The organism is Pseudomonas sp. BIGb0381 (genome assembly GCF_024809815.1).
Classification (GTDB): Bacteria; Pseudomonadota; Gammaproteobacteria; order Pseudomonadales; family Pseudomonadaceae; genus Aquipseudomonas.
In genome coordinates, this window is the sequence record NZ_JANUEN010000012.1 from 171709 (window position 1) to 197251 (window position 25543).

The 25543-nt window shown below is 57.3% G+C and carries 21 protein-coding genes and 2 tRNA genes; 21 read left to right on the top strand and 2 right to left on the bottom strand.

Annotated elements, in window-relative coordinates; genetic code table 11:
* Positions 1 to 16: 16 nt before the first annotated feature.
* The gene (gene recN, locus M2397_RS26365; protein WP_259244744.1) at positions 17 to 1690 is read right to left on the bottom strand and encodes a DNA repair protein RecN; all 1674 of its coding nucleotides are present in this window, start codon (positions 1688 to 1690) and stop codon (positions 17 to 19) included.
* A gap of 255 nt (positions 1691 to 1945) precedes the next feature.
* Between recN and grpE the strand changes: the two genes are divergently transcribed.
* The 8 genes from grpE (at position 1946) to M2397_RS26405 (ending at position 12410) form a co-directional block, all read left to right on the top strand.
* Positions 1946 to 2506: a nucleotide exchange factor GrpE gene (gene grpE, locus M2397_RS26370; protein ID WP_053137824.1), complete on the top strand. Its 561-nt coding sequence runs from the start codon at positions 1946 to 1948 to the stop codon at positions 2504 to 2506.
* A gap of 102 nt (positions 2507 to 2608) precedes the next feature.
* A complete protein-coding gene (gene dnaK / locus M2397_RS26375; protein ID WP_131699396.1) occupies positions 2609 to 4522 on the top strand; it encodes a molecular chaperone DnaK in 1914 nt (637 codons plus the stop codon).
* Between the two features lie 318 nt (positions 4523 to 4840).
* Positions 4841 to 5965: a molecular chaperone DnaJ gene (dnaJ, locus tag M2397_RS26380; RefSeq protein ID WP_145336563.1), complete on the top strand. Its 1125-nt coding sequence runs from the start codon at positions 4841 to 4843 to the stop codon at positions 5963 to 5965.
* Between the two features lie 10 nt (positions 5966 to 5975).
* A complete protein-coding gene (gene dapB, locus M2397_RS26385; protein ID WP_259244746.1) occupies positions 5976 to 6782 on the top strand; it encodes a 4-hydroxy-tetrahydrodipicolinate reductase in 807 nt (268 codons plus the stop codon).
* 259 nt (positions 6783 to 7041) lie between these two features.
* Positions 7042 to 8178, top strand: a complete 1137-nt coding sequence (gene carA / locus M2397_RS26390; RefSeq protein WP_131699399.1) for a glutamine-hydrolyzing carbamoyl-phosphate synthase small subunit — start codon at positions 7042 to 7044, stop codon at positions 8176 to 8178.
* 104 nt (positions 8179 to 8282) lie between these two features.
* Positions 8283 to 11504: a carbamoyl-phosphate synthase large subunit gene (carB, locus tag M2397_RS26395; RefSeq protein WP_259244747.1), complete on the top strand. Its 3222-nt coding sequence runs from the start codon at positions 8283 to 8285 to the stop codon at positions 11502 to 11504.
* Positions 11501 to 11977 (top strand): transcription elongation factor GreA, encoded by a 477-nt coding sequence (greA, locus tag M2397_RS26400; RefSeq protein WP_090399746.1) that lies wholly within the window; start codon positions 11501 to 11503, stop codon positions 11975 to 11977. Before carB ends, greA begins: the two co-directional genes overlap by 4 nt.
* 28 nt (positions 11978 to 12005) lie before the next feature.
* Positions 12006 to 12410, top strand: a complete 405-nt coding sequence (locus M2397_RS26405; protein ID WP_131699401.1) for an MFS transporter — start codon at positions 12006 to 12008, stop codon at positions 12408 to 12410.
* 9 nt (positions 12411 to 12419) lie between these two features.
* Here M2397_RS26405 and M2397_RS26410 read toward each other — a convergent pair whose 3' ends face one another.
* Complete coding sequence (locus M2397_RS26410) at positions 12420 to 12728, bottom strand: YhbY family RNA-binding protein (RefSeq protein ID WP_017139256.1); 309 nt, start codon at positions 12726 to 12728, stop codon at positions 12420 to 12422.
* A 105-nt stretch (positions 12729 to 12833) separates the two neighbouring features.
* Between M2397_RS26410 and rlmE the strand changes: the two genes are divergently transcribed.
* The 13 genes from rlmE to truB all read left to right on the top strand — a co-directional run bounded on the left by rlmE (position 12834) and on the right by truB (position 25458).
* The gene (gene rlmE, locus M2397_RS26415) at positions 12834 to 13484 is read left to right on the top strand and encodes a 23S rRNA (uridine(2552)-2'-O)-methyltransferase RlmE (RefSeq protein ID WP_105523285.1); all 651 of its coding nucleotides are present in this window, start codon (positions 12834 to 12836) and stop codon (positions 13482 to 13484) included.
* Positions 13485 to 13684: 200 nt separating this feature from the next.
* The gene (ftsH, locus tag M2397_RS26420) at positions 13685 to 15595 is read left to right on the top strand and encodes an ATP-dependent zinc metalloprotease FtsH (RefSeq protein ID WP_010562674.1); all 1911 of its coding nucleotides are present in this window, start codon (positions 13685 to 13687) and stop codon (positions 15593 to 15595) included.
* An 8-nt stretch (positions 15596 to 15603) separates the two neighbouring features.
* Positions 15604 to 16455 carry a dihydropteroate synthase gene (gene folP / locus M2397_RS26425; RefSeq protein WP_131699403.1) on the top strand — a complete coding sequence of 284 codons (852 nt, stop codon included), beginning with the start codon at positions 15604 to 15606 and terminating at the stop codon, positions 16453 to 16455.
* Positions 16456 to 16471: 16 nt separating this feature from the next.
* A complete protein-coding gene (gene glmM / locus M2397_RS26430; RefSeq protein ID WP_053137798.1) occupies positions 16472 to 17809 on the top strand; it encodes a phosphoglucosamine mutase in 1338 nt (445 codons plus the stop codon).
* Between the two features lie 66 nt (positions 17810 to 17875).
* Positions 17876 to 18631 carry a triose-phosphate isomerase gene (gene tpiA, locus M2397_RS26435; RefSeq protein WP_145336557.1) on the top strand — a complete coding sequence of 252 codons (756 nt, stop codon included), beginning with the start codon at positions 17876 to 17878 and terminating at the stop codon, positions 18629 to 18631.
* A gap of 4 nt (positions 18632 to 18635) precedes the next feature.
* On the top strand, positions 18636 to 19019 hold the full coding sequence (gene secG, locus M2397_RS26440) for a preprotein translocase subunit SecG (protein WP_145336813.1): 384 nt from the start codon (positions 18636 to 18638) through the stop codon (positions 19017 to 19019).
* Between the two features lie 22 nt (positions 19020 to 19041).
* Positions 19042 to 19127, top strand: a tRNA-Leu gene (locus M2397_RS26445).
* Positions 19128 to 19223: 96 nt separating this feature from the next.
* Positions 19224 to 19300, top strand: a tRNA-Met gene (locus M2397_RS26450).
* A gap of 140 nt (positions 19301 to 19440) precedes the next feature.
* Complete coding sequence (gene rimP / locus M2397_RS26455) at positions 19441 to 19899, top strand: ribosome maturation factor RimP (RefSeq protein ID WP_003235029.1); 459 nt, start codon at positions 19441 to 19443, stop codon at positions 19897 to 19899.
* Positions 19900 to 19946: 47 nt separating this feature from the next.
* On the top strand, positions 19947 to 21428 hold the full coding sequence (gene nusA, locus M2397_RS26460; protein WP_003212187.1) for a transcription termination factor NusA: 1482 nt from the start codon (positions 19947 to 19949) through the stop codon (positions 21426 to 21428).
* A 27-nt stretch (positions 21429 to 21455) separates the two neighbouring features.
* Positions 21456 to 23981 (top strand): translation initiation factor IF-2, encoded by a 2526-nt coding sequence (infB, locus tag M2397_RS26465; protein WP_145336555.1) that lies wholly within the window; start codon positions 21456 to 21458, stop codon positions 23979 to 23981.
* Positions 23982 to 24141: 160 nt separating this feature from the next.
* Entirely contained in the window at positions 24142 to 24537 is a 396-nt protein-coding gene (rbfA, locus tag M2397_RS26470) for a 30S ribosome-binding factor RbfA (protein WP_003176137.1), read from the top strand.
* Between the two features lie 3 nt (positions 24538 to 24540).
* Entirely contained in the window at positions 24541 to 25458 is a 918-nt protein-coding gene (truB, locus tag M2397_RS26475) for a tRNA pseudouridine(55) synthase TruB (protein WP_027605370.1), read from the top strand.
* Positions 25459 to 25543: the final 85 nt, after the last annotated feature.

Sequence of the window (25543 nt, forward strand, 5' to 3'; positions counted from 1 at the left end):
TAGGGAAAAGTTCGGCTCAAGCCTTAGCGGCTACGACCATTTTCTTCGCGTGTGCCAAAGACTCTTTGGTCAAGTCGATCCCTCCGAGCATCCGTGCCACTTCTTCTACGCGCTCCGACTTGTTCAGTTTGGATACCGCAGTGTGTGTCGCATCGCTGTTTCTCACCTTGTGCACAAACAAGTGTTGATGCCCTTGAGCCGCCACTTGTGGCAAGTGAGTGACGGTCAGCACCTGGCCGCGATCCCCCAGGCGGCGCAGTAACTGACCAACAATTTCCGCAGTGGGGCCACCGATACCTACGTCTACTTCATCGAACACCAGTGTCGGTACCCGTGAGGTTTGCGCGGTAATCACTTGGATCGCCAGGCTGATTCGCGATAGCTCACCACCAGACGCCACTTTTGCCAGAGCCTTGAGCGGTTGCCCAGGGTTGGCGCTGACCAGTAGCTCTACCTGCTCCAGGCCGTAGGGTTGCAGCTCATTGCTGGCGTTGGTGCGCAACTCGATGCTAAAGCGCCCGCCCGGCATGCCCAGGCGCTGAATTTCCTGCTCGACGGCGCCAGCCAGGCTGGTGGCGGCCTGTTGGCGCAGATCGCTCAGTTCGCGGGCCTTCTCCTGATAGTGGCGGGCAAAAGAGCTGAACTCTTCGCCCAGTCGCTCAATGGATTCGTCATTTGCGTTCAGGGTCTCGATTTCATCCAGCAGTTTTTGCTGCATGGTTGCCACTTCGGTGGGCTGGATTCGATGTTTGCGCGCCAGGGTATAGATGGTGTCCAGGCGCTCTTCTATCTCCTGAAGGCGCGCCGGGTCGGCGTCGAAATGATCAAGAAAGCGATTGAGTTCGCCTACGGCTTCCTCTACCTGGATTTGCGCACTGGTCAGTAGGGTGGTGGCTTCACTCAGTGGGCCTGAGGCGCTGTTAACACTGGATAGTCGGTTGAGGCTGGCCGTGAGCGCATTGAGCACATTGCCGGAATCGCTCTCGCTGCATTGCTCCACCACCTGGCGGCAGATACCCAGTAGGGTTTCGGCGTTGGTGAGGTTCTTGTGTTCCTGTTCCAGTTGTTCCAGCTCGGTTTCGCCAAGACCCAGGCTTTCCAGCTCTTCAAGCTGATAGCTGAGCAATTGGTGGCGGGCGCGTTGCTCGTCGCCGGAATTGGACAGTCGCTCCAGCTCCTGCCGGGTCTGGCGCCAGCGCTGGGCAGCCAGTTGTACCTGCCGGGCAAGGTCAGTGGCGCCAGCGTATTCGTCGAGCAGGCGGCGATGGGTGTCGGTTTTGAGCAGGGACTGGTGTTCATGCTGGCTATGGATATCAATCAGCAACTCACCCAGGGCTTTCAGGTCGCCAAGGGGGCAGGGCGTTCCATTGATATAGCCGCGTGAGCGCCCTTCGGCGGTGATGACTCGGCGCAGGATGCACGGGCCGTCATTATTAAGGTCGCGCTCGGCTAGCCAGGCCTCGGCTTCGGGGATGTCTGCGAGGTCGAAGGTGGCCAGAATGTCGGCCTTGTCTGCGCCGGGGCGCACCACGCCACTGTCGGCACGGTCGCCCAGGGTCAGGCCCAGGGCGTCGAGCATGATCGACTTGCCGGCGCCGGTTTCGCCTGTGATTACGCTCATCCCGCGATCCAGTTCGAGATCCAGATGTTCAACGATGGCGTAGTTGTGTACAGACAGGTGCACGAGCATGACGGCCGCTCCCAGGCTTTAGGTCTGGTTATTTATACAGTGTTTTGTTCTGGGCTGACAATCCTGATGCTTAGCTCAATTTGCTCGGTTACTCAGGTTTTTTAGTGCAAAGGAGAATGTTCGGGCCAGAAGTTGATCTGGGGCACGCCAAAGGCTTTTGGTAGCGCCTGCGCCCTTGAACCTGGAAATTGTGGCCCCATATACCGGAACAGAAGCGCGAGTTGAGTTCGCGCATGATTTTGAAAGGAGAAATCTATGGCTGACGAACAGACGCAGGATACGCAAACTCCAGACGCCAATTCGGCTGTCGGTGATGAACTGGCAACTCGTGTGCAAGTGCTCGAAGAGCAGTTGGCCGCTGCGCAGGATCAGTCTTTGCGTGTTGCCGCCGATCTGCAGAACGTCCGCCGCCGTGCCGAGCAGGACGTAGAAAAAGCTCACAAGTTCGGGCTGGAAAAGTTCGCGGGCGACCTGCTGCCAATTATTGACAGTTTGGAGCGTGGCCTTGAGTTGTCCAACCCGGATGACGAAAACATCCGCCCGATGCGCGAAGGGATCGAACTGACCCTGAAAATGTTTCAGGACACCCTGAAGCGTTATCAGCTCGAAGCCATTGATCCGCAAGGCGGCGAACCGTTCAGCGCTGAGCATCACCAGGCCATGGCCATGCAAGAAAGCCACGACCTCGAACCCAACAGTGTGTTGAAAGTGTTCCAGAAGGGCTATCAGCTCAACGGCCGCCTGTTGCGCCCGGCAATGGTGGTAGTGAGCAAGGCTCCTGCACCCGTTGCACCTTCTATTGATGAGCAGGCTTGAAATCCGCCGCAAGGCCCCCATTTATAAGTCAAGCGTTTAAGTGCTACCGCAGTTAGCCACCACTGCTGCGGCAACCAAATTCAAGTTTCGGGAGAGTAAATCATGGGCAAAATTATCGGTATTGACCTGGGGACCACCAACTCCTGCGTCTCCGTTCTGGAAAACGGCGTTGCAAAAGTAATCGAAAACGCCGAGGGCGCGCGTACTACGCCGTCGATCATCGCTTACGCCAACGATGGTGAAATCCTCGTTGGTCAGTCGGCCAAGCGCCAGGCTGTGACCAACCCACATAACACTCTGTACGCGGTGAAGCGCCTGATCGGCCGCAAGTTCGACGAAGAAGTCGTACAGAAAGACATCAAGATGGTCCCTTACAAGATCGCCAAGGCTGACAACGGTGACGCCTGGGTTGAAGTAAATGGCCAGAAAATGTCGCCACCGCAAATCTCGGCTGAAATCTTGAAGAAGATGAAGAAGACTGCCGAAGATTACCTGGGTGAGACAGTGACTGAGGCGGTGATCACCGTTCCGGCCTACTTCAACGACAGCCAGCGCCAGGCGACCAAAGACGCCGGCCGCATCGCGGGCCTGGACGTAAAACGTATCATCAACGAACCGACTGCAGCTGCTCTGGCTTACGGTATGGACAAGGCTAAAGGCGATCACACCGTGATCGTTTATGACCTGGGTGGCGGTACGTTCGACGTTTCCGTGATCGAGATCGCCGAAGTGGACGGCGAGCATCAGTTCGAAGTGTTGGCCACCAACGGCGACACCTTCCTGGGTGGCGAGGACTTTGACATTCGTCTGATCGACTACCTCGTTGACGAATTCAAGAAAGAAAGCGGCATGAACCTCAAGGGTGACCCGCTGGCGATGCAGCGCCTGAAAGAAGCTGCTGAAAAAGCCAAGATCGAGCTGTCTTCCGCTCAGTCGACCGACGTTAACCTGCCGTACATCACTGCAGACGCTACCGGTCCTAAGCACTTGAACGTGAAGATCTCTCGCGCCAAGTTGGAAGCGCTGGTTGAAGATCTGGTTCAACGCACTATTGAGCCATGCCGTATTGCGCTGAAAGACTCCGGTATCGACGTTGGTGCGATCAACGACGTGATCCTGGTGGGCGGTCAGACCCGTATGCCGCTGGTTCAGAAGTTGGTTACCGAGTTCTTCGGCAAAGAAGCACGTAAAGACGTGAACCCGGACGAAGCTGTTGCCATGGGTGCTGCCATCCAGGGCGCGGTATTGGCCGGTGACGTGAAAGACGTGTTGCTGCTGGACGTAAGCCCGCTGACCCTGGGTATCGAAACCATGGGTGGCGTGATGACTGCGCTGATCGAGAAAAACACCACGATTCCTACCAAGAAATCCCAGGTGTTCTCGACTGCTGATGACAATCAGGGCGCTGTGACCATTCACGTGCTGCAAGGTGAGCGTAAGCAGGCTGCTCAGAACAAGTCCCTGGGCAAGTTCGACCTGGCTGAGATTCCACCAGCACCACGTGGCGTGCCACAAATCGAAGTGACCTTCGACATCGACGCCAACGGCATTCTGCACGTAGGCGCGAAAGACAAGGCTACCGGCAAAGAGCAGAAGATCACCATCAAGGCCAACTCCGGTCTTTCTGATGAAGAAATTCAACAGATGATCCGTGATGCTGAAACCAATGCTGAAGCTGACAAGAAGTTCGAAGAGTTGGCAGGTGCCCGTAACCAGGGTGACGCACTGGTTCACTCGACGCGCAAAATGATCGCTGATGCTGGCGAGAAAGTGACCGCTGAAGAGAAGGCTGCCATCGAAGCTGCTGTGGTTGCCCTGGAAGCCGCTGTTAAAGGCGACGACAAGGCTGATATTGAAGCCAAGGTTGAAGAATTGTCGAAAGTTTCCGCGCCAGTGGCTCAGAAAATGTATGCCGAACAGGCTCAGCCTGCCGATGGCGCTGCGCAGAAAGCAGAGCCTGAAGCTAAAGACGATGTTGTCGATGCCGAGTTCGAAGAAGTTACAGACAAGAAGTAAGTTGGTCGCCCGGTTGACCGCTATCAAGCGGTGACTGGTAGGATGTCGCCGCGCGGGAGCTTGCTCCCGCGTTGGCGTGTCTGGGGTATGCGAATTTTTACAGCATGCGACAGCGTTCGGATGTTGGCGGTGTGATCGGGGATGCTCCTGCTTTCCGAGCAATAAATACCGCGTTTTTGGCCGGATCCCTGGCTAAAAAGTAGTAATGACCAGGATCGTTGAATTGACGTGAGTTGGGTCCGGGCCTGTATTGGGGCTCAACGAGTTTAGCCAGGCTCAGGAGGGTCTGGCTGAACGTCCTTAAGAGTGCAAAGACTTATGGCAAAGCGTGACTATTACGAAGTGTTGGGTGTGGAGCGCGGCTCCAGCGAGGCGGATCTGAAAAAGGCTTACCGTCGCCTGGCAATGAAGCACCACCCGGACCGTAATCCGGATAGCAAAGAATCCGAGGACATGTTCAAAGAGGCCAATGAGGCCTACGAATGCCTGTCTGATCCCAACAAGCGTGCGGCCTACGATCAGTATGGCCACGCCGGTGTCGACCCTAGCATGGGTGGCGGCGGTGCCGGTTTTGGCGGTCAGAACTTCTCCGATATTTTCGGTGATGTATTCAGTGACTTCTTTGGTGGTGGCCGGGGTGGTCAGCGCGGTGGTGCCCAGCGTGGCAGCGACTTGCGTTACACCCTGGAGCTGAACCTGGAAGAAGCTGTACGCGGCACCAGCGTCAATATTCGCGTGCCGACGCTGGTTAACTGTAAGCCGTGTGATGGTTCGGGTGCCAAGAAAGGTTCCTCGCCGATTACCTGCCCGACATGCGGCGGTATCGGCCAGGTCCGTATGCAGCAGGGTTTCTTCTCTGTGCAGCAGACCTGCCCGCGTTGCCATGGGCAGGGCAAGATCATTTCCGATCCGTGCGACTCTTGCCACGGCGAAGGCCGCGTCGAAGAGTACAAGACCCTGGCGGTGAAGGTGCCGGCGGGCGTGGACACCGGAGACCGTATTCGTCTGTCGGGTGAGGGTGAGGCCGGTGCTCAGGGTGGTCCGACGGGCGACCTTTACGTGGTGATCAATGTGCGCGAACACTCGATCTTCCAGCGCGACGGCAAGCACCTGTTCTGTGAAGTGCCGATCAGTTTTGTCGATGCAGCCCTGGGTGGCGAATTGGAGATTCCGACCCTGGACGGTCGGGTCAAGCTCAAGATTCCTGAAGGTACGCAGACCGGTAAGCAGTTCCGTATCCGTGGCAAGGGCGTAGCTCCGGTGCGCGGTGGCGGTGCTGGCGACTTGATGTGTCGTGTGGCCGTGGAGACTCCAGTCAATCTGGGTCGCCGTCAGCGTGAGTTGCTTGAGGAATTCCGCAGTTCGCTGGAGGGCGATGACACGCATTCGCCGAAAACCACTGGCTTTTTCGAAGGCGTGAAGCGCTTCTTCGGCGACCTGTAAGGAAGTGAGTATGCGACGTATAGCCGTAATGGGCGCTGCCGGGCGCATGGGCAAGACGTTGGTCGAGGCGGTGCAGCAGCGCTCCCCGGCCTCTGGGCTGACCGCGGCGATTGTTCGTCCCGGTAGCACGTTGATCGGTGCGGATGCGGGTGAGTTGGCTTCGCTGGGGCGTATCGGTGTCTCATTGTCAGGTAGCCTGGAGCAGGTGGCTGACGAATTCGATGTGCTGATCGACTTCACCCTGCCGGAGGTGATGCTGAAAAACCTCGCGTTCTGCCGCAAGGCGGGTAAGGCGATGGTGATCGGTACCACGGGTTTGACTGCTCAGCAGAAGCAGTTGTTGGATGAGGCGGGTAAGGATATCCCCGTCGTCTTCGCCGCCAACTTCAGTGTCGGCGTGAACCTGTCGCTCAAGTTGCTGGACATGGCGGCGCGGGTGTTGGGGGATGAGGCGGATATCGAGATTATCGAGACGCATCACCGTCACAAGATCGATGCGCCGTCGGGTACTGCGCTGCGCATGGGGGAGGCTATTGCCGATGCGCTGGGGCGGGACCTGTCCAAGGTGGCGGTTTACGGTCGCGAAGGGCATACCGGAGCGCGTGCGCGTGAAACCATTGGTTTTGCGACCGTCCGCGGTGGTGATGTTGTAGGCGACCACACGGTATTGTTTGCTACCGAGGGTGAGCGCCTGGAAATCACTCACAAGGCTTCCAGTCGCATGACATTCGCCAAGGGCGCGGTGCGCGCTGCGCTTTGGTTGGAAGGTCGCGAGCCCGGTCTGTACGACATGCGCGATGTGTTGGATCTGCACTAATCAGTAGCTAAAACGGGGCCCCAGGATTATCCTAAGGCCCCGTTTTTACCCGCTAAGCGACGTCCTGTCGCATTCTCCTGCCTTTAAGGCTCATTAGCGGTGGACCAAAAAAGCCTTTTTCTGTAAGCTACAGCTTTAGTGTGTCCACTAAAAGCGCGCAGAATAATTCAGTGAAGAAGCGGGGTGACGTGTCCATACGTCACTCCGCTTTTTTACAACCTGCGATCGCCCTTTCAGGCTTTATTTACGGGAGGTCTTCTTGACTAAGCCAGCCATACTCGCCCTTGCTGATGGCAGCATTTTTCGCGGCGAAGCCATTGGAGCCGACGGTCAAACCGTTGGAGAGGTGGTGTTTAACACCGCCATGACAGGCTATCAGGAAATCCTTACCGATCCTTCCTACGCCCAACAGATCGTTACCCTGACCTATCCGCATATCGGCAACACCGGTACTACGCCGGAAGACGTTGAGTCTGATCGTGTCTGGTCGGCGGGTCTGGTCATTCGTGATCTACCACTGGTTGCGAGCAACTGGCGTAACACGATGTCGCTGTCCGATTACCTGAAAGCCAACAACGTTGTGGCGATCGCCGGTATCGATACGCGCCGCCTGACTCGCATCCTGCGTGAAAAGGGCTCGCAGAACGGCTGCATCATGGTCGGTGACAATATTTCCGAAGCAGCAGCGATTGCAGCAGCGCAAGGCTTCCCTGGCCTGAAAGGCATGGACCTGGCGAAAGTCGTCAGCACCAAGGAACAGTACGAGTGGCGCTCCACCGTCTGGGACTTGAAGACCGACAGCCACGAAACTATCGAAGTGGCTGACCTGCCGTATCACGTGGTCGCATACGACTACGGCGTCAAGTACAACATCCTGCGTATGCTGGTCGAGCGTGGGTGCCGCGTGACCGTGGTGCCGGCGCAAACCCCAGCCAGCGACGTGCTTGCCCTGCAACCGGACGGTGTATTCCTTTCCAACGGCCCGGGTGACCCGGAGCCTTGCGACTACGCCATCCAGGCCATCAAGGAAGTGCTGGAGACCGAGATTCCGGTGTTCGGTATTTGCCTTGGTCACCAGTTGCTGGCGCTGGCCTCCGGCGCCAAGACCCTGAAAATGGGTCATGGCCATCACGGCGCCAACCACCCTGTGCAAGACCTGGACACTGGCGTTGTGATGATCACCAGCCAGAACCACGGTTTTGCGGTGGATGAAGCGACCTTGCCGAGCAATGTCCGCGCGATTCACAAGTCGTTGTTCGACGGTTCCCTGCAGGGCATCGAGCGCACTGACAAGAGCGCGTTCAGCTTCCAGGGCCATCCTGAAGCAAGCCCGGGCCCGAACGACGTAGCGCCGCTGTTCGACCGTTTCATCAATGAGATGGCCAAGCGACGCTGACTGAGCTGCCTGCGGGCGGCCCCTACCTTGGCGGCCCCCGCAGGCTCTTCGAAGATTGTTCAAGACGGCTTGCCGACTGACCTGCGGATTTGAGTGACAAACCCATGCCAAAACGTACAGACATAAAAAGCATCCTGATTCTCGGCGCTGGCCCGATCGTGATCGGCCAGGCCTGCGAATTCGACTACTCCGGCGCCCAGGCCTGTAAAGCCCTGCGCGAAGAGGGTTACCGCGTCATCCTGGTGAACTCCAACCCGGCTACCATCATGACCGATCCGGACATGGCCGACGCCACCTACATCGAGCCGATCAAGTGGCAGACTGTTGCCAAGATCATCGAGAAAGAGCGTCCAGACGCACTGCTGCCGACCATGGGCGGCCAGACTGCGCTGAACTGCGCCTTGGACCTGGAGCGCGAAGGCGTCCTGGAAAAGTTCGGTGTAGAGATGATCGGCGCCAACGCTGACACCATCGACAAGGCTGAAGACCGTTCGCGCTTCGACAAGGCGATGAAGTCCATCGGCCTTGACTGCCCGCGCTCGGGTATCGCCCACAGTATGGAGGAGGCCAACGCAGTTCTCGAAAAGCTGGGCTTCCCGTGCATTATCCGTCCGTCCTTCACCATGGGCGGCACCGGTGGTGGCATTGCTTACAACCGTGAAGAGTTCGAAGAAATCTGCGCGCGTGGCCTGGATCTGTCGCCGACCAAAGAGCTGCTGATCGACGAATCCCTGATCGGCTGGAAAGAGTATGAGATGGAGGTTGTCCGCGACAAAAAGGACAACTGCATCATCGTCTGCTCCATCGAAAACTTCGACCCGATGGGCGTGCACACCGGCGACTCGATCACCGTTGCTCCGGCGCAGACCCTGACGGACAAGGAATACCAGATCATGCGTAACGCCTCGTTGGCGGTATTGCGTGAGATCGGCGTTGAAACCGGTGGTTCCAACGTTCAGTTCGGCATCTGCCCGGACACAGGCCGCATGGTCGTGATCGAGATGAACCCGCGTGTATCGCGTTCTTCGGCGCTGGCATCGAAAGCTACCGGCTTCCCGATTGCGCGTATCGCTGCCAAGCTGGCTATCGGCTACACCTTGGACGAACTGCAAAACGAAATCACGGGCGGCGCGACGCCGGCGTCTTTCGAGCCGTCTATCGACTACGTTGTCACCAAGCTGCCGCGTTTTGCTTTCGAGAAATTCCCGAAAGCCGACGCGCGTCTGACCACTCAGATGAAGTCCGTGGGTGAGGTCATGGCCATTGGCCGGACTTTCCAGGAGTCCCTGCAGAAAGCCCTGCGTGGCCTGGAAGTGGGGGTTTGCGGCCTGGACGAGAAGCTTGACCTGAGCAATCCGGAAAGCATGAGCATCCTCAAGCGAGAGCTGACCGTGCCGGGCGCCGAGCGCATCTGGTACGTGGCCGATGCTTTCCGTGCCGGCATGACCGTCGAAGACATCTTCGGCATGAACATGATCGATCCGTGGTTCCTGGTGCAGATCGAAGATCTGATCAAGGAAGAAGAGAAGGTCAAGACCCTCGGTCTGTCGTCTATCGACCGCGACCTGATGTTCCGCCTCAAGCGTAAAGGCTTCTCCGACCAGCGTCTGGCCAAGCTGCTGGGTGTGACCGAGAAGAACCTGCGCACGCATCGTCACAAACTGGATATTTTCCCGGTCTACAAGCGCGTTGACACCTGTGCTGCCGAGTTCGCCACCGACACTGCGTACCTGTACTCCACCTACGAGGAAGAGTGCGAAGCTGCGCCGTCGGGCCGCGACAAGATTATCATCCTGGGCGGTGGTCCGAACCGTATCGGCCAGGGCATCGAATTCGACTATTGCTGCGTACACGCCGCCCTTGCGCTTCGCGAAGACGGGTACGAGACCATCATGGTCAACTGCAACCCGGAAACTGTTTCCACTGACTACGACACTTCCGACCGTCTGTACTTCGAGCCGGTAACGCTGGAAGACGTGCTGGAAATCTGCCGCGTCGAGAAGCCAAAAGGCGTGATCGTCCAGTATGGCGGCCAAACCCCGCTGAAACTGGCGCGTGCCCTGGAAGCCGCTGGCGTACCAATTATCGGCACCAGCCCTGACGCCATCGACCGTGCCGAAGACCGTGAGCGTTTCCAGCAAATGGTTGAACGCCTGAACCTGCGTCAGCCGCCAAACGCTACCGTGCGCAGCGAAGACGAAGCCATCCGCGCCGCCAGCAAGATCGGCTACCCGCTGGTGGTGCGTCCGTCCTACGTGCTGGGCGGCCGGGCGATGGAAATCGTCTACGAAGAAGAAGAGCTCAAGCGTTACCTGCGTGATGCAGTAAAAGTGTCCAACGACAGCCCGGTGCTGCTGGACCACTTCCTCAACTGCGCCATCGAAATGGATGTGGATGCGGTTTGCGACGGTACCGACGTGGTCATCGGCGCGATCATGCAGCACATCGAACAGGCGGGCGTTCACTCCGGTGACTCCGCATGCTCGCTGCCGCCTTACTCGTTGCCTGCACATATCCAGGACGAGATGCGCGAACAGGTCAAGAAAATGGCCTTGGAGTTGGGTGTTGTCGGCCTGATGAACGTGCAGTTGGCGCTGCAAGGCGAAGACATCTACGTCATTGAAGTCAACCCACGTGCTTCGCGTACCGTGCCGTTCGTTTCCAAGTGCATCGGCGTGTCCCTGGCCATGATCGCTGCGCGTGTGATGGCGGGTAAGACTCTGAAGGAAATTGGCTTCACCAAGGAAATCATTCCGAACTTCTACAGTGTGAAAGAGGCAGTGTTCCCATTTGCCAAATTCCCTGGTGTGGACCCGATCCTGGGCCCAGAGATGAAGTCCACCGGTGAAGTGATGGGCGTGGGCGATACCTTCGGTGAAGCCTTCGCCAAGGCCCAGATGGGCGCCAGCGAAGTGCTGCCGACCGGCGGTACTGCGTTTATCAGCGTGCGTGATGATGATAAGCCGCTGGTTGCAGGCGTGGCCCGTGATCTGATCAACTTGGGCTTTGAAATCGTGGCAACTGCCGGGACCGCCAAGCTGATCGAAGCGGCCGGCTTGAAAGTGCGCCGCGTGAACAAGGTGACGGAAGGCCGTCCGCATGTGGTCGACATGATCAAGAATGACGAAGTCACGCTGATTATCAACACCACCGAAGGTCGCCAGTCGATCGCGGATTCCTACTCCATTCGCCGTAATGCCTTGCAGCACAAGATCTACTGCACCACCACTATTGCTGCTGGCGAAGCTATCTGCGAAGCGCTCAAGTTCGGTCCGGAAAAGACCGTGCGTCGCTTGCAGGATCTACACGCAGGATTGAAGGCATGATCAAATACCCAATGACCGTCCAAGGCGCCAAGGCCCTGGAAGAGGAGCACGCCCATCTGACCAAGGTCGTACGTCCAAAGCTGAGCCAGGACATCGGTACGGCCCGCGAGCTGGGTGACTTGAAGGAAAACGCCGAATACCACGCTGCTCGTGAGCAGCAGGGTATGGTCGAGGCGCGGATCCGTGATATCGAAGGCCGTATGCAGAATGCGGTGATCATCGACGTCACGACTATTCCGCACACTGGCAAGGTGATTTTCGGTACCACCGTGGAGATCGCCAACGTTGAGACTGACGAGAGCGTGGTCTACCACATCGTGGGAGAGGACGAGGCTGACTTCAAACTCGGCAAAATCTCCGTCGGCTCACCACTGGCCCGTGCCTTGATCGCCAAGGAGGAGGGTGATGTGGTGTCTGTCAAAACGCCCGGCGGTGTGATCGAGTACGAGATTGTTGAAGTTCGTCACGTCTGAAAGGCGGCGCCCGCTTCGTGCGGGCGCCATGCTTTGGCAGCTTGCCCAGATGCTTTGGGTGGGTGGTGTGTGGCTATTGCATATTGGTGTATTGCCGGCGCTGGGCCTGATTGGCCTGGCCCCGTTGCTGATCGATGAGATCGATGGATTATTGAGTGCGCTGCTGGTGGGATTCGCGGCGGCGTGCGTAGCGCTTCAGGCGTTGGTGCTGGTCAAGGCTGAAGGCTTGGAGAGTTTGTGGCGGGATATTCGCGGCCAACTGCTGTTGATGGCGCTGTATGCATGTGCAATGTATTGCATTGTGCATGTCTGGCTGCCGGAAGCGTTGCGCTGGCAGCTATTCAGCTATCTTGTGCTAGGGTTCTCCGGCCTGGTGCTGGTTATACAGCCTGCTCCAGGATGGAGTGGCGGGGCGCGCGAAGCACGCCCGTGACCCTTTGTGTTACTTGAAGCGGTGTACGTTCGACAGTTGCTTGTTGACGCTGAAGTTCTTGCGATACAGCAGTGCCATCTTGCCGATGACCTGAACCAGGTCTGCTTTGCCAACCTTGCACAGTTCTGCAATGGCGGCCAGGCGCGCTTCGCGGTCAAGGATGTTGACCTTGATCTTGATCAGTTCGTGATCGCCCAGTGCGCGTTCAAGTTCGGCTAACACACCTTCAGTCAAACCGTTGTCAGCCACAATCAGAACTGGTTTCAGATGGTGGCCAATGGATTTGTACTGTTTCTTCTGCTCTTGAGTGAGCGGCATAATCTGACCCCTGCGTCTGATCTTGTAAAAAGCGGCGGCCAGTTTACCCGAGCGAGTCCGGGACCGCCCAGTTAATCACGACCCGTTTTATTTTCGAGGTGGCCCGTGGCCCGTTCCAAAACTAGCCTTAAGTGGCTGCAAGAGCATTTCAACGATCCTTACGTCAAAAAGGCGCAAAAGGATGGCTATCGTTCCCGGGCCAGCTACAAGCTGTTGGAGATCCAGGACAAGGACAAGCTGATTCGCCCAGGCATGAGCGTTATCGATCTTGGCGCGGCCCCTGGTGGTTGGTCCCAGGTGACCAGTCGTCTGATTGGTGGTCAAGGTCGCCTGATCGCTTCCGACATCCTGGAGATGGACAGCATCCCGGACGTGACCTTTGTTCATGGCGATTTTACCCAGGACACGGTGCTCGCCCAGATCCTTGAGGCTGTGGGAAATTCGCAGGTAGACCTTGTGATTTCCGACATGGCCCCCAATATGAGTGGATTACCGGCCGTTGATATGCCCCGGGCCATGTTCCTTTGCGAGTTGGCGCTGGATTTGGCGGGTCGGGTGTTGCGTCCCGGTGGCGATTTCCTGGTGAAGGTGTTCCAGGGAGAGGGTTTCGACGAGTACCACAAGAACATCCGCAAGTTGTTCGACAAGGTGCAGACGCGTAAACCTGACTCTTCCCGGGACAGGTCCAGAGAGCAATATCTGCTGTGCCGCGGCTTCCGCGGTGTCGAAGGCGCGGAGAGTGAAGAGCGTTTTTGAGGAATTCGAGGAGGGCGATAGGTTTTTTTATATCGCTTTCGTCACGAAGCTTTACGAATATTGTGTAGTCAAAGTTTCACAAAGGGTTACAGACGGCGCCTGCCAGAGTTGTAGGTAATGTAGTAAGTTAGGCCGGTGAATATCATGCGAAGCGCGCGCCAGTAGCGGAGCTTGCTTCAGAGGGTAGTTAATTGAACGATATGGCAAAGAATCTGATCCTGTGGTTGATCATCGCGGCTGTCCTCGTGACGGTGATGAACAACTTCTCCAGCCCTAACGAGCCGCAGACCCTCAACTATTCCGACTTCATCCAGCAAGTTAAGGATGGCAAGGTCGAGCGCGTAGCGGTTGATGGCTACGTGATCACCGGCAAACGCAACGATGGCGACAGCTTCAAGACCATTCGTCCGGCAATCCAGGACAACGGCCTGATCGGTGACCTGGTGGATAACCACGTGGTTGTCGAAGGCAAGCAGCCTGAGCAGCAGAGCATTTGGACTCAACTCTTGGTGGCAAGCTTCCCGATCCTCGTGATCATTGCCGTGTTCATGTTCTTCATGCGCCAGATGCAGGGCGGTGCGGGAGGCAAGGGCGGACCGATGAGCTTCGGCAAGAGCAAGGCGCGCCTGCTCTCTGAAGACCAGGTGAAGACCACCCTGGCTGACGTAGCGGGTTGCGATGAAGCCAAGGAAGAAGTCGGCGAGTTGGTTGAGTTCTTGCGCGATCCAGGCAAATTCCAGCGCCTGGGTGGCCGTATTCCTCGCGGCGTGCTGATGGTCGGCCCTCCAGGTACCGGTAAAACCTTGCTGGCCAAGGCGATTGCCGGCGAAGCCAAGGTACCGTTCTTCACCATTTCCGGTTCTGACTTCGTCGAAATGTTCGTCGGTGTCGGTGCGAGCCGAGTTCGCGATATGTTCGAACAGGCCAAGAAGCATGCGCCATGCATCATCTTCATCGATGAAATCGACGCCGTTGGTCGCCATCGTGGTGCTGGCATGGGCGGTGGTCATGATGAGCGTGAGCAGACCCTTAACCAGTTGCTGGTCGAGATGGATGGTTTCGAAATGAATGACGGCATCATCGTCATCGCGGCGACCAACCGTCCGGACGTGCTCGATCCTGCGTTGTTGCGTCCAGGCCGTTTTGACCGTCAGGTCGTGGTTGGCTTGCCGGACATCCGTGGGCGCGAACAAATCCTGAAAGTGCACATGCGCAAAGTGCCGATGGGCGACGACGTTGCACCGGCTGTGATTGCCCGTGGTACCCCGGGGTTCTCGGGTGCTGATTTGGCTAACCTGGTGAACGAGGCTTCGCTGTTTGCAGCCCGTACCGGCAAGCGCATCGTTGAAATGAAAGAGTTCGAGCTGGCGAAAGACAAGATCATGATGGGCGCTGAGCGCAAATCCATGGTCATGTCCGAAAAAGAGAAGCAGAACACTGCGTATCACGAAGCGGGTCACGCCATCGTGGGGCGCGTCGTGCCTGAGCACGACCCGGTCTACAAAGTGTCGATCATTCCTCGTGGTCGTGCGTTGGGTGTCACCATGTTCCTGCCGGAAGAGGATCGTTACAGCCTCTCCAAGCGTGCGCTGATCAGCCAGATCTGCTCGCTGTACGGTGGTCGAATCGCTGAAGAGATGACCTTGGGCTTCGACGGTGTGACCACTGGGGCTTCCAACGACATCATGCGCGCCAGCCAAATTGCGCGAAACATGGTGACCAAGTGGGGCTTATCGGAAAAACTCGGTCCTTTGATGTACGCCGAGGAAGAAGGTGAAGTATTCCTGGGGCGTGGCGGCGGTGGTCAAAACGCCAGTTTCTCCGGTGAGACAGCCAAGCTGATCGACTCTGAAGTGCGCAGTATCATTGACCAGTGCTACGGTACGGCCAAGCAGATTCTGACCGATAATCGCGACAAGCTGGATGCAATGGCTGATGCGCTGATGAAGTACGAGACCATCGATGCGGACCAGATCGACGATATTATGGCCGGTCGAACGCCTCGTGAGCCACGCGATTGGGAAGGCGGCTCGGGCACCTCTGGCACTCCGCCAGTGGTTCAGAACGAACGTCCTGAAACCCCAATCGGTGGCCCGGCAGCTGACCATTAAGGTTTGAAATGACTTTTGCTTCGTCCTCCCCCCGGTTGCCTTGCGGCAACCGGGTTCTTGATTTGGCCCATACACATGTTATGGGCATTCTTAATGTAACCCCTGACTCCTTTTCCGATGGTGGCCGCTTCAGCCAGCTTGATGCTGCATTGCGTCACGCAGAAGCCATGGTGGCGGCCGGTGCGACCTTGATTGATGTAGGCGGTGAATCGACGCGGCCTGGTGCTCGTGTTGTTTCCCCTCTGGAGGAGTTGGAGCGCGTGGCGCCGATTGTCGAGCGCATCGCTCGAGAGTTGGATGTGATCATTTCGGTGGATACCTCTACCCCGGCCGTAATGCGTGAGACTGCGCGATTGGGGGCCGGCTTGATCAATGATGTGCGCTCCCTGCGGCGCGACGGCGCTCTGGATGCAGCTGCAGCTACCGGTTTGCCGGTGTGTTTGATGCATATGCTGGGTGAGCCCGGCAATATGCAGGACAGCCCGCACTATGATGACTTGGTTGGTGAGGTGAGTGGTTTTCTCTCCGAGCGGGTTGCCCAATGCGCTGCGGTAGGTATTGCGCCGGAAAGGATCATCCTTGATCCGGGGTTTGGTTTCGCCAAGACCCTGCAACACAATTTGAGTTTGTTCAAACACATGGAGTCCTTGCATGCCCTTGGTCGGCCCCTGTTGGTCGGTGTTTCGCGCAAGAGCATGATAGGGCTGGCATTGAATCGCCCGGTGGGTGAGCGGTTGTACGGCGGTCTTGCACTGGCGGCGCTTGCGGTGACCAAGGGTGCGCGCATCTTGCGTGTGCATGACGTTGCTGAGACCCTGGATGTGGTGCGCATGATTGCAGCTGTGGAATCAGCCGAATAAGAATGATGGAGCACTTATGACTAAAAAATACTTTGGCACCGACGGTATCCGTGGTCGGGTCGGCGAGTTTCCGATTACTCCTGATTTCATGCTCAAGCTTGGATGGGCGGCGGGTATGGCGTTCCGCAGCATGGGGGCGTGCCGCATCCTGGTGGGCAAGGACACCCGAATTTCGGGGTACATGTTTGAATCAGCGCTTGAGGCCGGCTTATCCGCCGCAGGCGCCGATGTGATGTTGCTGGGGCCAATGCCGACGCCCGCTATTGCATACCTGACGCGTACCTTTCACGCTGAGGCCGGTATTGTGATCAGTGCTTCGCACAATCCACATGACGACAACGGCATCAAGTTCTTCTCCGGTCAGGGCACCAAGTTGCCGGATGAGATTGAGCTGATGATCGAAGAGCTGTTGGATGCGCCGATGACCGTGGTCGAGTCCAGTAAGCTGGGCAAGGTGTCGCGCATCAATGACGCATCCGGTCGTTATATCGAGTTCTGCAAGAGCAGTGTGCCAACCAGTACCAATTTTGCCGGCCTGAAGATTGTCGTCGACTGCGCCCATGGTGCGACCTACAAAGTCGCGCCAAGCGTATTCAAGGAGCTGGGCGCAGACGTGACAGTGCTTTCGGCTCAGCCCAACGGATTGAACATCAACGAAAACTGCGGCTCCACCCATATGGAGCAGTTGCAAGCAGCTGTCCTGGCAGAGCATGCCGACCTCGGGATTGCCTTCGACGGTGACGGCGACCGCGTGCTGATGGTTGACCACACGGGTGCCGTGGTCGATGGCGATGATCTGTTGTTCATCATTGCCCGGGACCTGCATGAACGTAACAAGCTGCAAGGCGGTGTCGTCGGTACGCTGATGAGCAACCTTGGGCTTGAGCTGGCGTTGGCAGACCTGGGTATTCCTTTTGTTCGCGCCAATGTCGGTGACCGGTATGTGATCGCCGAACTGCTGGAGCGTAACTGGCAGGTAGGTGGTGAGAACTCCGGGCACGTGGTGTGCTTCCAGCACACTACCACCGGTGACGCGATTATTGCGGCGTTGCAGGTGCTATTGGCTTTACGTCGCCGCGAAGAGAGCCTGGCTCAGGCGCGTCAGGCTTTGCGCAAATGCCCGCAAGTATTGCTTAACGTGCGTTTCGCAGGCGGGGAAAACCCGATCGAGCACCCTGCTGTCAAAGAGGCTTGCGAACGCGCGACCCTGGCAATGGCTGGTCGTGGACGGGTATTGCTGCGCAAGTCTGGCACAGAGCCTTTGGTGCGCGTTATGGTCGAAGGTGACGACGAAATACAGGTTCGCGGCCATGCCGAGGACCTGGCAAAACTGGTAACTGAAGTTTGCGCCTGAATTCGGCTTGCCAGTGATGATGTGGTTGGGTAACATCTGCGCCCACTTTGACCGACGAGGTACAGCATGCGTCGCACTATGGTAGCTGGTAACTGGAAGATGCACGGTACCCGCGCCAGTGTCGCTGAGCTGATCAATGGCCTTCGTCACTTGGCCTTGCCTAGCGGTGCTGATATCGCGGTGTTCCCGCCTTGCTTGCATATCACCCAAGTGGTTGATGGCTTGAAAGGTAAGTCGATTCAGGTCGGCGCGCAGAATTCTGCGGTGGAAGCCATGCAAGGTGCGTTGACCGGTGAGATTGCACCGAGTCAGCTGGTTGATGCGGGTTGTTCCTATGTGCTTGTCGGGCACTCCGAGCGCCGTCAGATGATGGGCGAGCGTGATGGGACGCTCAATCGCAAGTTCGCAGCGGCACAGGCTTGTGGCTTGATTCCGGTGTTGTGTATTGGGGAGACCCTTGAGCAGCGTGAATCGGGCAAGACTCTTGAGGTTGTCTCGCGTCAGCTTGGCAGCATCATCGAGGAGCTGGGTGTTGGTGCGTTCGCAAAGGCGGTAATTGCTTACGAGCCGGTCTGGGCCATTGGTACCGGGCTGACTGCTACACCGCAACAGGCGCAGGATGTGCACGCAGCCATCCGCGCTCAGTTAGCGGCAGAGAATTCTGACGTCGCACAAGGTGTGCGGCTTCTATACGGCGGCAGCGTGAAGGCGGCCAATGCGGTCGAACTGTTCGGCATGCCGGATATCGATGGGGGGCTCATTGGTGGAGCTTCCCTGAATGCAGATGAGTTCGGTGCGATTTGTCGCGCCGCGGGAAACTGAAAAAATGCTGGAAACAGTCGTAGTCGTTTTTCATCTGTTGGCTGCCTTGGGCGTAGTTGCCCTGGTTTTGTTGCAACAGGGTAAAGGTGCGGATGCTGGTGCGTCTTTCGGTGCAGGTGCTTCAAATACTGTGTTCGGAAGCCAAGGTACCTCTACCTTTCTTAGTAAGTTTACTGCTATACTTGCCGCCGGTTTCTTCATAACCAGCTTAGGGTTAGGTTACTTTGCTAAAGAGAAAGCTCATGCGCTGACTCAAGTAGGTTTGCCAAACCCAGCGGTGTTGGAAGTGCCAAAAGCAAAACCGGCTTCTGATGATGTCCCGGTGCTTCAAGAGCAAAAGTCGGCTACTCCAGCGACTGACGTACCTCCAGCTCAAGAGCAGAAGTAAGAAGGGTTGTAAGTGCTGTATTGCCGAGGTGGTGGAATTGGTAGACACGCAACCTTGAGGTGGTTGTGCCCATAGGGTGTAGGGGTTCGAGTCCCCTTCTCGGTACCAATTATCAGGAGAGCCCGCTGTTGCGGGCTTTCTTGTAGGTGGAAGGTTACATTGACCCTGTAAGGGATCGGTCGTATACTTCCGCCCCAGCTTTGTCGCGGGGTGGAGCAGTCTGGTAGCTCGTCGGGCTCATAACCCGAAGGTCGTCGGTTCAAATCCGGCCCCCGCAACCAGTTTTAGCGGAGCCCCTTTTAAGGGGCTTTTTGTTAGCTGGACACTTTCAACGCCGCTGTTCGACGGCGTTTCAAGGATGGGCGTTTCGCCCATTTTTTTATTTTGCACAGCATGCACATACATGCACGAGGGGGTTCAGGTGTCGAGCAAGCTAGAAGAGTTGCAGGCCTTGTTGGCCCCGGTGGTCGTGGCCCTAGGCTATGAATGCTGGGGTATTGAGTTTTCGGCTCAAGGTCGCCACTCAATGTTGCGCGTTTATATCGATAAAGAGGGCGGTGTGCTGGTGGACGATTGTGCCATTGTCAGCCGTCAGATCAGCGGTGTTCTGGATGTTGAAGATCCTATCTCCGTTGAATACACCCTCGAAGTTTCCTCGCCAGGCATGGAACGCCCACTGTTCACTATTGATCAGTTTGCAAAATTTGCCGGTGAACAAGTGAAGATCAAGCTGCGATCCCCGTTCGAAGGGCGTCGCAACTTTCAGGGCCTTCTGCGCGGTGTAGAAGAACAGGATGTAGTGGTGCAGGTAGAAGACCATGAGTTCCTGTTGCCGATCGATATGATCGACAAGGCCAACATTATTCCCAGTTTTGACTGAGACGCGGATCCCGCGGATCCAATGGCTTGCGAAAGGCGAGGCGTACGATGAGCAAAGAAGTACTGCTGGTTGTTGAGTCGGTATCCAATGAAAAGGGTGTACCGGCAAACGTGATTTTTGAAGCGCTGGAGCTGGCCCTGGCCACTGCTACCAAAAAGCGTTTTGAAGACGAAGTTGATCTGCGTGTGGAAATCAACCGCCACACTGGTGCCTATGAAACTTTCCGTCGCTGGACGGTCGTTGAAGAAGCCGATCTTGATGATCCGGCCATCGAAACCTGGCCGAGCAAGGTTGCTGAAACGCACCCAGGCGCCCAGGTCGGTGATGTCGTCGAAGAAAAGATCGAATCCATCGAGTTCGGCCGTATCGCTGCACAGACCGCCAAGCAGGTCATCGTGCAGAAGGTTCGTGAAGCCGAGCGCGCTCAAGTCGTTGACGCCTATCGCGAGCGCCTGGGTGAAATCATCTCCGGCACCGTGAAAAAAGTTACCCGCGACAATGTGATCGTCGACCTGGGCAATAACGCCGAAGCGTTGCTGGCCCGCGAAGACATCATCTCTCGCGAAACCTTCCGTGTCGGCGTGCGTTTGCGTGCGCTGCTCAAGGAAATCCGCACCGAGAACCGTGGCCCTCAGTTGATCCTGTCGCGTACTGCGCCGGAAATGCTGATTGAGCTGTTCCGTATCGAGGTGCCGGAAATTGCCGAAGGCCTGATCGAAGTCATGGCTGCGTCCCGCGACCCGGGTTCACGTGCCAAGATCGCGGTCCGCTCCAAGGACAAACGCATCGACCCGCAAGGCGCTTGCATCGGTATGCGCGGTTCGCGCGTTCAGGCAGTGTCGGGCGAATTGGGCGGTGAGCGTGTGGACATCGTCCTATGGGACGATAACCCGGCGCAGTTCGTGATCAATGCCATGTCGCCGGCTGAAGTGGCGGCAATTATCGTTGACGAAGATGCCCATGCAATGGACATCGCCGTTGGCGCAGACAATCTGGCTCAGGCCATTGGTCGTGGTGGTCAGAACGTGCGTCTGGCCAGCCAGTTGACCGGCTGGACCCTGAACGTGATGACCGAATCGGACATCCAGGCTAAGCAGCAAGCTGAAACCGGTGACATCCTGCGCAACTTCATCGACGAGTTGGAAGTCGACGAAGACCTGGCGCAGGTGCTGGTAGATGAAGGCTTTACCAGCCTGGAAGAGATTGCCTACGTACCGTTGGAAGAAATGCTCAACATCGACGGCTTTGACGAAGACACCGTCAACGAGCTTCGCGCTCGGGCCAAGGATCGTTTGTTGACTAAAGCCATCGCTACTGAGGAAAAGCTGGCAGACGCCCATCCGGCCGAAGACCTGCTCTCGCTTGAGGGTATGGACAAGGATTTGGCGATGGAACTGGCGGTGCGCGGCGTAATTACCCGCGAAGACCTGGCCGAGCAGTCTATTGACGATCTGCTCGACATCGACGGCATTGACGATGATCGTGCCGGCAAGTTGATCATGGCCGCCCGAGCCCATTGGTTCGAGTAATTAGGCGCGGCCTGAGGAGAGAAGTGCATGACGCAAGTCACGGTGAAACAACTGGCCGATGAGGTCAAAACACCGGTAGAGCGCCTGTTGCAGCAGATGCGTGAGGCAGGTCTGCCGCACACCGCCGCCGATGAAGGTGTGAGCGATAGTGAGAAGCAGTCTTTGCTGACTCACTTGAAGAGCAGCCACAAGGCGAAAGTGGAAGAACCGCGCAAGATTACATTGCAGCGCAAAACCACCAGCACCCTGCGTGTTGCGGGTAGCAAGAGCATCAGCGTTGAAGTACGTAAGAAGAAAGTCTTCGTACAGCGCAGCCCGGAAGAAATTGAAGCCGAGCGCAAACGCGAACTGGAAGAACGTCGCGCAGTAGAAAATGCTGCACGTCAGAAGGCTGAAGAAGAAGCCAAGCGTCGCGCTGAAGAAGAAGCGCGTCGCCAGCCTGCTGCTGCGCAAACTGCTTCCACTGAAGCAGTCGCCGCGCCTAGCGCTCCTGTAGAGGCTGTGCGTGAGGCTGCTCCGGCTGCCGCAGCACCAGCGCCTGCAGCTGATGCCCGCAAGCGTGACGAACCTCGTCGTCCGGATAAACCACGTGCCGACGATAACAATCGTCGCGGTGGTGGTGGCGATGGCGAGCGTAAAAACGCTCCGCATCGTGCTTCGGTCAAAGAGAAAGCGCCTGCTCCACGCGTTGCCCCACGTACTACCGACGAAGAAAGCGATAGCTTCCGTCGTGGTGGTCGTGGCAAGGCCAAGCTGAAGAAACGCAACGCCCACGGTTTCCAGAGCCCAACCGGCCCTGTCGTGCGTGATGTGCAGATCGGCGAGACCATCACTGTTGGCGACCTTGCCAACCAGATGTCGGTCAAGGCAGCTGAAATCATCAAGTTCATGTTCAAACTGGGTACTCCAGCGACCATCAACCAGGTGCTTGATCAGGAAACTGCTCAACTGGTAGCCGAAGAACTGGGCCACAAAGTGACCCTGGTCAGCGACACCGCCCTGGAAGATTCCCTGGCAGAGTCCCTGAAGTTTGAAGGTGAGACGTTCTCCCGTGCGCCAGTCGTGACCGTAATGGGCCACGTTGACCATGGTAAGACTTCGCTGCTCGACTACATCCGTCGTGCCAAGGTAGCTGCTGGCGAAGCCGGTGGTATCACCCAGCACATCGGTGCGTACCACGTTGAAACCGAGCGCGGCATGGTCACCTTCCTCGACACCCCTGGTCACGCCGCGTTTACCGCAATGCGTGCCCGTGGTGCCAAGGCGACTGACATTGTGATCCTGGTTGTTGCAGCGGACGACGGCGTGATGCCGCAGACCATTGAAGCTGTCCAGCACGCTAAAGCCGCTGGTGTTCCTCTGGTTGTTGCCGTGAACAAGATCGACAAGCCGGGCGCCGATCTCGATCGCATCCGTAGCGAACTGTCGGTTCATGGCGTGACGTCTGAAGAGTGGGGCGGTGATACGCCGTTCGTTTCGGTTTCGGCGAAAGTCGGTACTGGCGTGGACGAACTGCTCGAAGCTGTCCTGCTGCAAGCTGAAGTACTTGAGCTGAAAGCAACCCCGTCGGCCCCAGGTCGTGGTGTTGTGGTTGAGTCGCGTCTCGACAAAGGTCGTGGCCCGGTTGCAACCGTACTGGTTCAAGACGGTACTCTGCGTCAAGGCGATATGGTACTGGTCGGTTCGAACTATGGCCGTGTACGTGCCATGCTCGACGAGAACGGCAAGCCAATCAAGGAAGCCGGTCCTTCCATCCCTGTCGAGATCCTCGGCCTGGACGGTACTCCGGACGCCGGCGACGAGATGAGCGTGCTGTCTGACGAGAAGAAAGCCCGTGAAGTGGCTCTGTTCCGTCAAGGCAAGTTCCGCGAAGTCAAACTGGCTCGCGCTCACGCCGGCAAGCTGGAAAACATCTTCGAGAACATGGGCCAGGCAGAGAAGAAGACGCTTAATATCGTCCTCAAATCTGACGTTCGTGGTTCCCTCGAAGCGTTGAACGGCGCCTTGAATGGCCTGGGTAACGACGAAGTGCAAGTGCGTGTTGTGGGTGGCGGTGTCGGTGGTATCACCGAATCCGACGCCAACCTGGCACTGGCTTCCAACGCTGTACTGTTTGGCTTCAACGTGCGTGCCGATGCTGGCGCTCGCAAGATTGTCGAGCAGGAAGGCCTGGACATGCGTTACTACAACGTCATCTACGACATCATCGAAGACGTCAAGAAAGCCCTCACCGGCATGCTTGGCAGCGACGTCCGGGAGAACATCCTGGGTATCGCCGAAGTACGTGACGTGTTCCGCTCGCCGAAATTTGGTGCGATCGCCGGTTGCATGGTTATCGAAGGTACCGTGTACCGTAACCGTCCAATCCGTGTACTGCGTGAAGACATCGTTATCTTCGAAGGCGAGCTGGAATCCCTGCGCCGCTTCAAGGATGACGCTTCCGAAGTGCGTGCCGGCATGGAATGCGGTATCGGCGTCAAGAGCTACAACGACGTCAAGGCTGGCGACAAGATCGAAGTCTACGAGAAGGTTCAGGTTGCTCGCAGCCTCTAACTCGCGCACTTCCGGAGCCACGCTGTGTGTGGGCATGCAAATGCCCCGCAACGCGTACGGACTCTAAACGCAACGCCCGGTCTGGCTTTTGTCAGGCCGGGCGTTTGCCGCTTTCAGACCCCATGGGTTTCCACCGTGTGGCAGTAACAGGTAACAAGACATGGCAAAAGAATACAGCCGTACCCAGCGTATCGGCGATCAGATGCAGCGCGAGCTGGCCCAACTGATCCGTCGCGAAGTTAAAGACCCGCGCGTTGGCCTGGTCACCATCACTGCCGTTGAAGTGAGTCGTGACGTGGGTCATGCGAAGATCTTCATCACCGTGATGGGGCAGGACAACAGCGAAGAAATCGCGCAAAGCATCAAGGTGCTCAACTCGGCCGCAGGTTTCCTGCGCATGCAGTTGGCCCGTGAAATGAAGTTGCGCAGCGTGCCCCAGTTGCACTTCCACTACGACGAAAGCGTCGTGCGTGGCGCGCACCTGTCGGCACTGATCGAGCGCGCCGTGGCTGAAGACAGCCAGCACCCATCCACACCTGAAGACGCCAAGGAGTAAGCGGTGGCTCAGGTCAAACGTATCCGTCGCAACGTCAGCGGCATCATTCTGCTCGACAAGCCCATTGGCTTTACCTCCAATGCCGCGTTGCAGAAGGTTCGCTGGTTGCTCAATGCCGAGAAGGCCGGACATACCGGCAGCCTCGATCCCCTGGCCACCGGCGTACTGCCGTTGTGCTTTGGCGAGGCCACCAAGTTCTCGCAATACCTGCTCGACTCCGACAAGGGTTACGAAACCCTGATGCAACTGGGCAAGACCACCACCACGGCAGACGCCGAAGGTGATGTTTTGCAGGTTCGCGACGTGACCGTTGGTCGTGCTGATATCGAAGCTGCTTTACCTGCTTTTCGTGGGCAAATCAGTCAGATACCGCCGATGTACTCAGCTCTCAAGCGTGATGGGCAACCCCTTTACAAGTTGGCACGTGCGGGCGAAGTAGTGGAGCGCGAACCGCGTTCTGTTACTATTGCGCGCTTGGAATTGCTCGCCTGTGAAGGTGACACCGCACGTCTGGCCGTGGACTGCAGCAAAGGCACCTATATCCGTACCCTGGTGGAAGATATTGGTGAACAGCTCGGTTGCGGCGCGTATGTTGCAGAGCTGCGACGCACCCAGGCAGGACCTTTCAGCCTGGCCCAGACGGTCACGCTGGAAGAGTTGGAAGCGGTACACGCTGAAGGCGGCAACGAAGCGGTTGATCGCTTCCTGATGCCATCGGACAGCGGTTTGCTGGATTGGCCATTGCTGCACTTTTCGGAGCACAGCGCGTTCTACTGGCTTAACGGTCAGCCGGTACGCGCCCCGGATGCCCCGAAGTTCGGCATGGTGCGGGTACAGGATCATAACGGTCGCTTTATCGGTATCGGTGAAGTGAGCGAAGACGGGCGCATCGCGCCACGTCGACTGATTCGGTCAGAATGACCGAACGAGTGTGGCTGTTAACAGGCACGGTCAACACTCATTTTTAGATACAGGGATTTGTCCCTGGCCTGTTGAGACTGCCCTT

Excerpts from the sequence above, each read along its gene's own strand:
- tpiA (WP_145336557.1), top strand. The coding sequence starts at position 17,876 with ATGCGTCGCACTATGGTAGCTGGTAACTGGAAGATGCACGGTACCCGC.
- carB (WP_259244747.1), top strand. The coding sequence starts at position 8,283 with ATGCCAAAACGTACAGACATAAAAAGCATCCTGATTCTCGGCGCTGGC.
- dnaJ (WP_145336563.1), top strand. The coding sequence starts at position 4,841 with ATGGCAAAGCGTGACTATTACGAAGTGTTGGGTGTGGAGCGCGGCTCC.
- glmM (WP_053137798.1), top strand. The coding sequence starts at position 16,472 with ATGACTAAAAAATACTTTGGCACCGACGGTATCCGTGGTCGGGTCGGC.
- nusA (WP_003212187.1), top strand. The coding sequence starts at position 19,947 with ATGAGCAAAGAAGTACTGCTGGTTGTTGAGTCGGTATCCAATGAAAAG.
- dnaK (WP_131699396.1), top strand. The coding sequence starts at position 2,609 with ATGGGCAAAATTATCGGTATTGACCTGGGGACCACCAACTCCTGCGTC.
- secG (WP_145336813.1), top strand. The coding sequence starts at position 18,636 with ATGCTGGAAACAGTCGTAGTCGTTTTTCATCTGTTGGCTGCCTTGGGC.
- ftsH (WP_010562674.1), top strand. The coding sequence starts at position 13,685 with ATGGCAAAGAATCTGATCCTGTGGTTGATCATCGCGGCTGTCCTCGTG.
- dapB (WP_259244746.1), top strand. The coding sequence starts at position 5,976 with ATGCGACGTATAGCCGTAATGGGCGCTGCCGGGCGCATGGGCAAGACG.
- grpE (WP_053137824.1), top strand. The coding sequence starts at position 1,946 with ATGGCTGACGAACAGACGCAGGATACGCAAACTCCAGACGCCAATTCG.
- folP (WP_131699403.1), top strand. The coding sequence starts at position 15,604 with ATGACTTTTGCTTCGTCCTCCCCCCGGTTGCCTTGCGGCAACCGGGTT.
- M2397_RS26410 (WP_017139256.1), bottom strand. The coding sequence starts at position 12,728 with ATGCCGCTCACTCAAGAGCAGAAGAAACAGTACAAATCCATTGGCCAC.
- rbfA (WP_003176137.1), top strand. The coding sequence starts at position 24,142 with ATGGCAAAAGAATACAGCCGTACCCAGCGTATCGGCGATCAGATGCAG.
- M2397_RS26405 (WP_131699401.1), top strand. The coding sequence starts at position 12,006 with ATGCTTTGGCAGCTTGCCCAGATGCTTTGGGTGGGTGGTGTGTGGCTA.
- recN (WP_259244744.1), bottom strand. The coding sequence starts at position 1,690 with ATGCTCGTGCACCTGTCTGTACACAACTACGCCATCGTTGAACATCTG.
- greA (WP_090399746.1), top strand. The coding sequence starts at position 11,501 with ATGATCAAATACCCAATGACCGTCCAAGGCGCCAAGGCCCTGGAAGAG.
- infB (WP_145336555.1), top strand. The coding sequence starts at position 21,456 with ATGACGCAAGTCACGGTGAAACAACTGGCCGATGAGGTCAAAACACCG.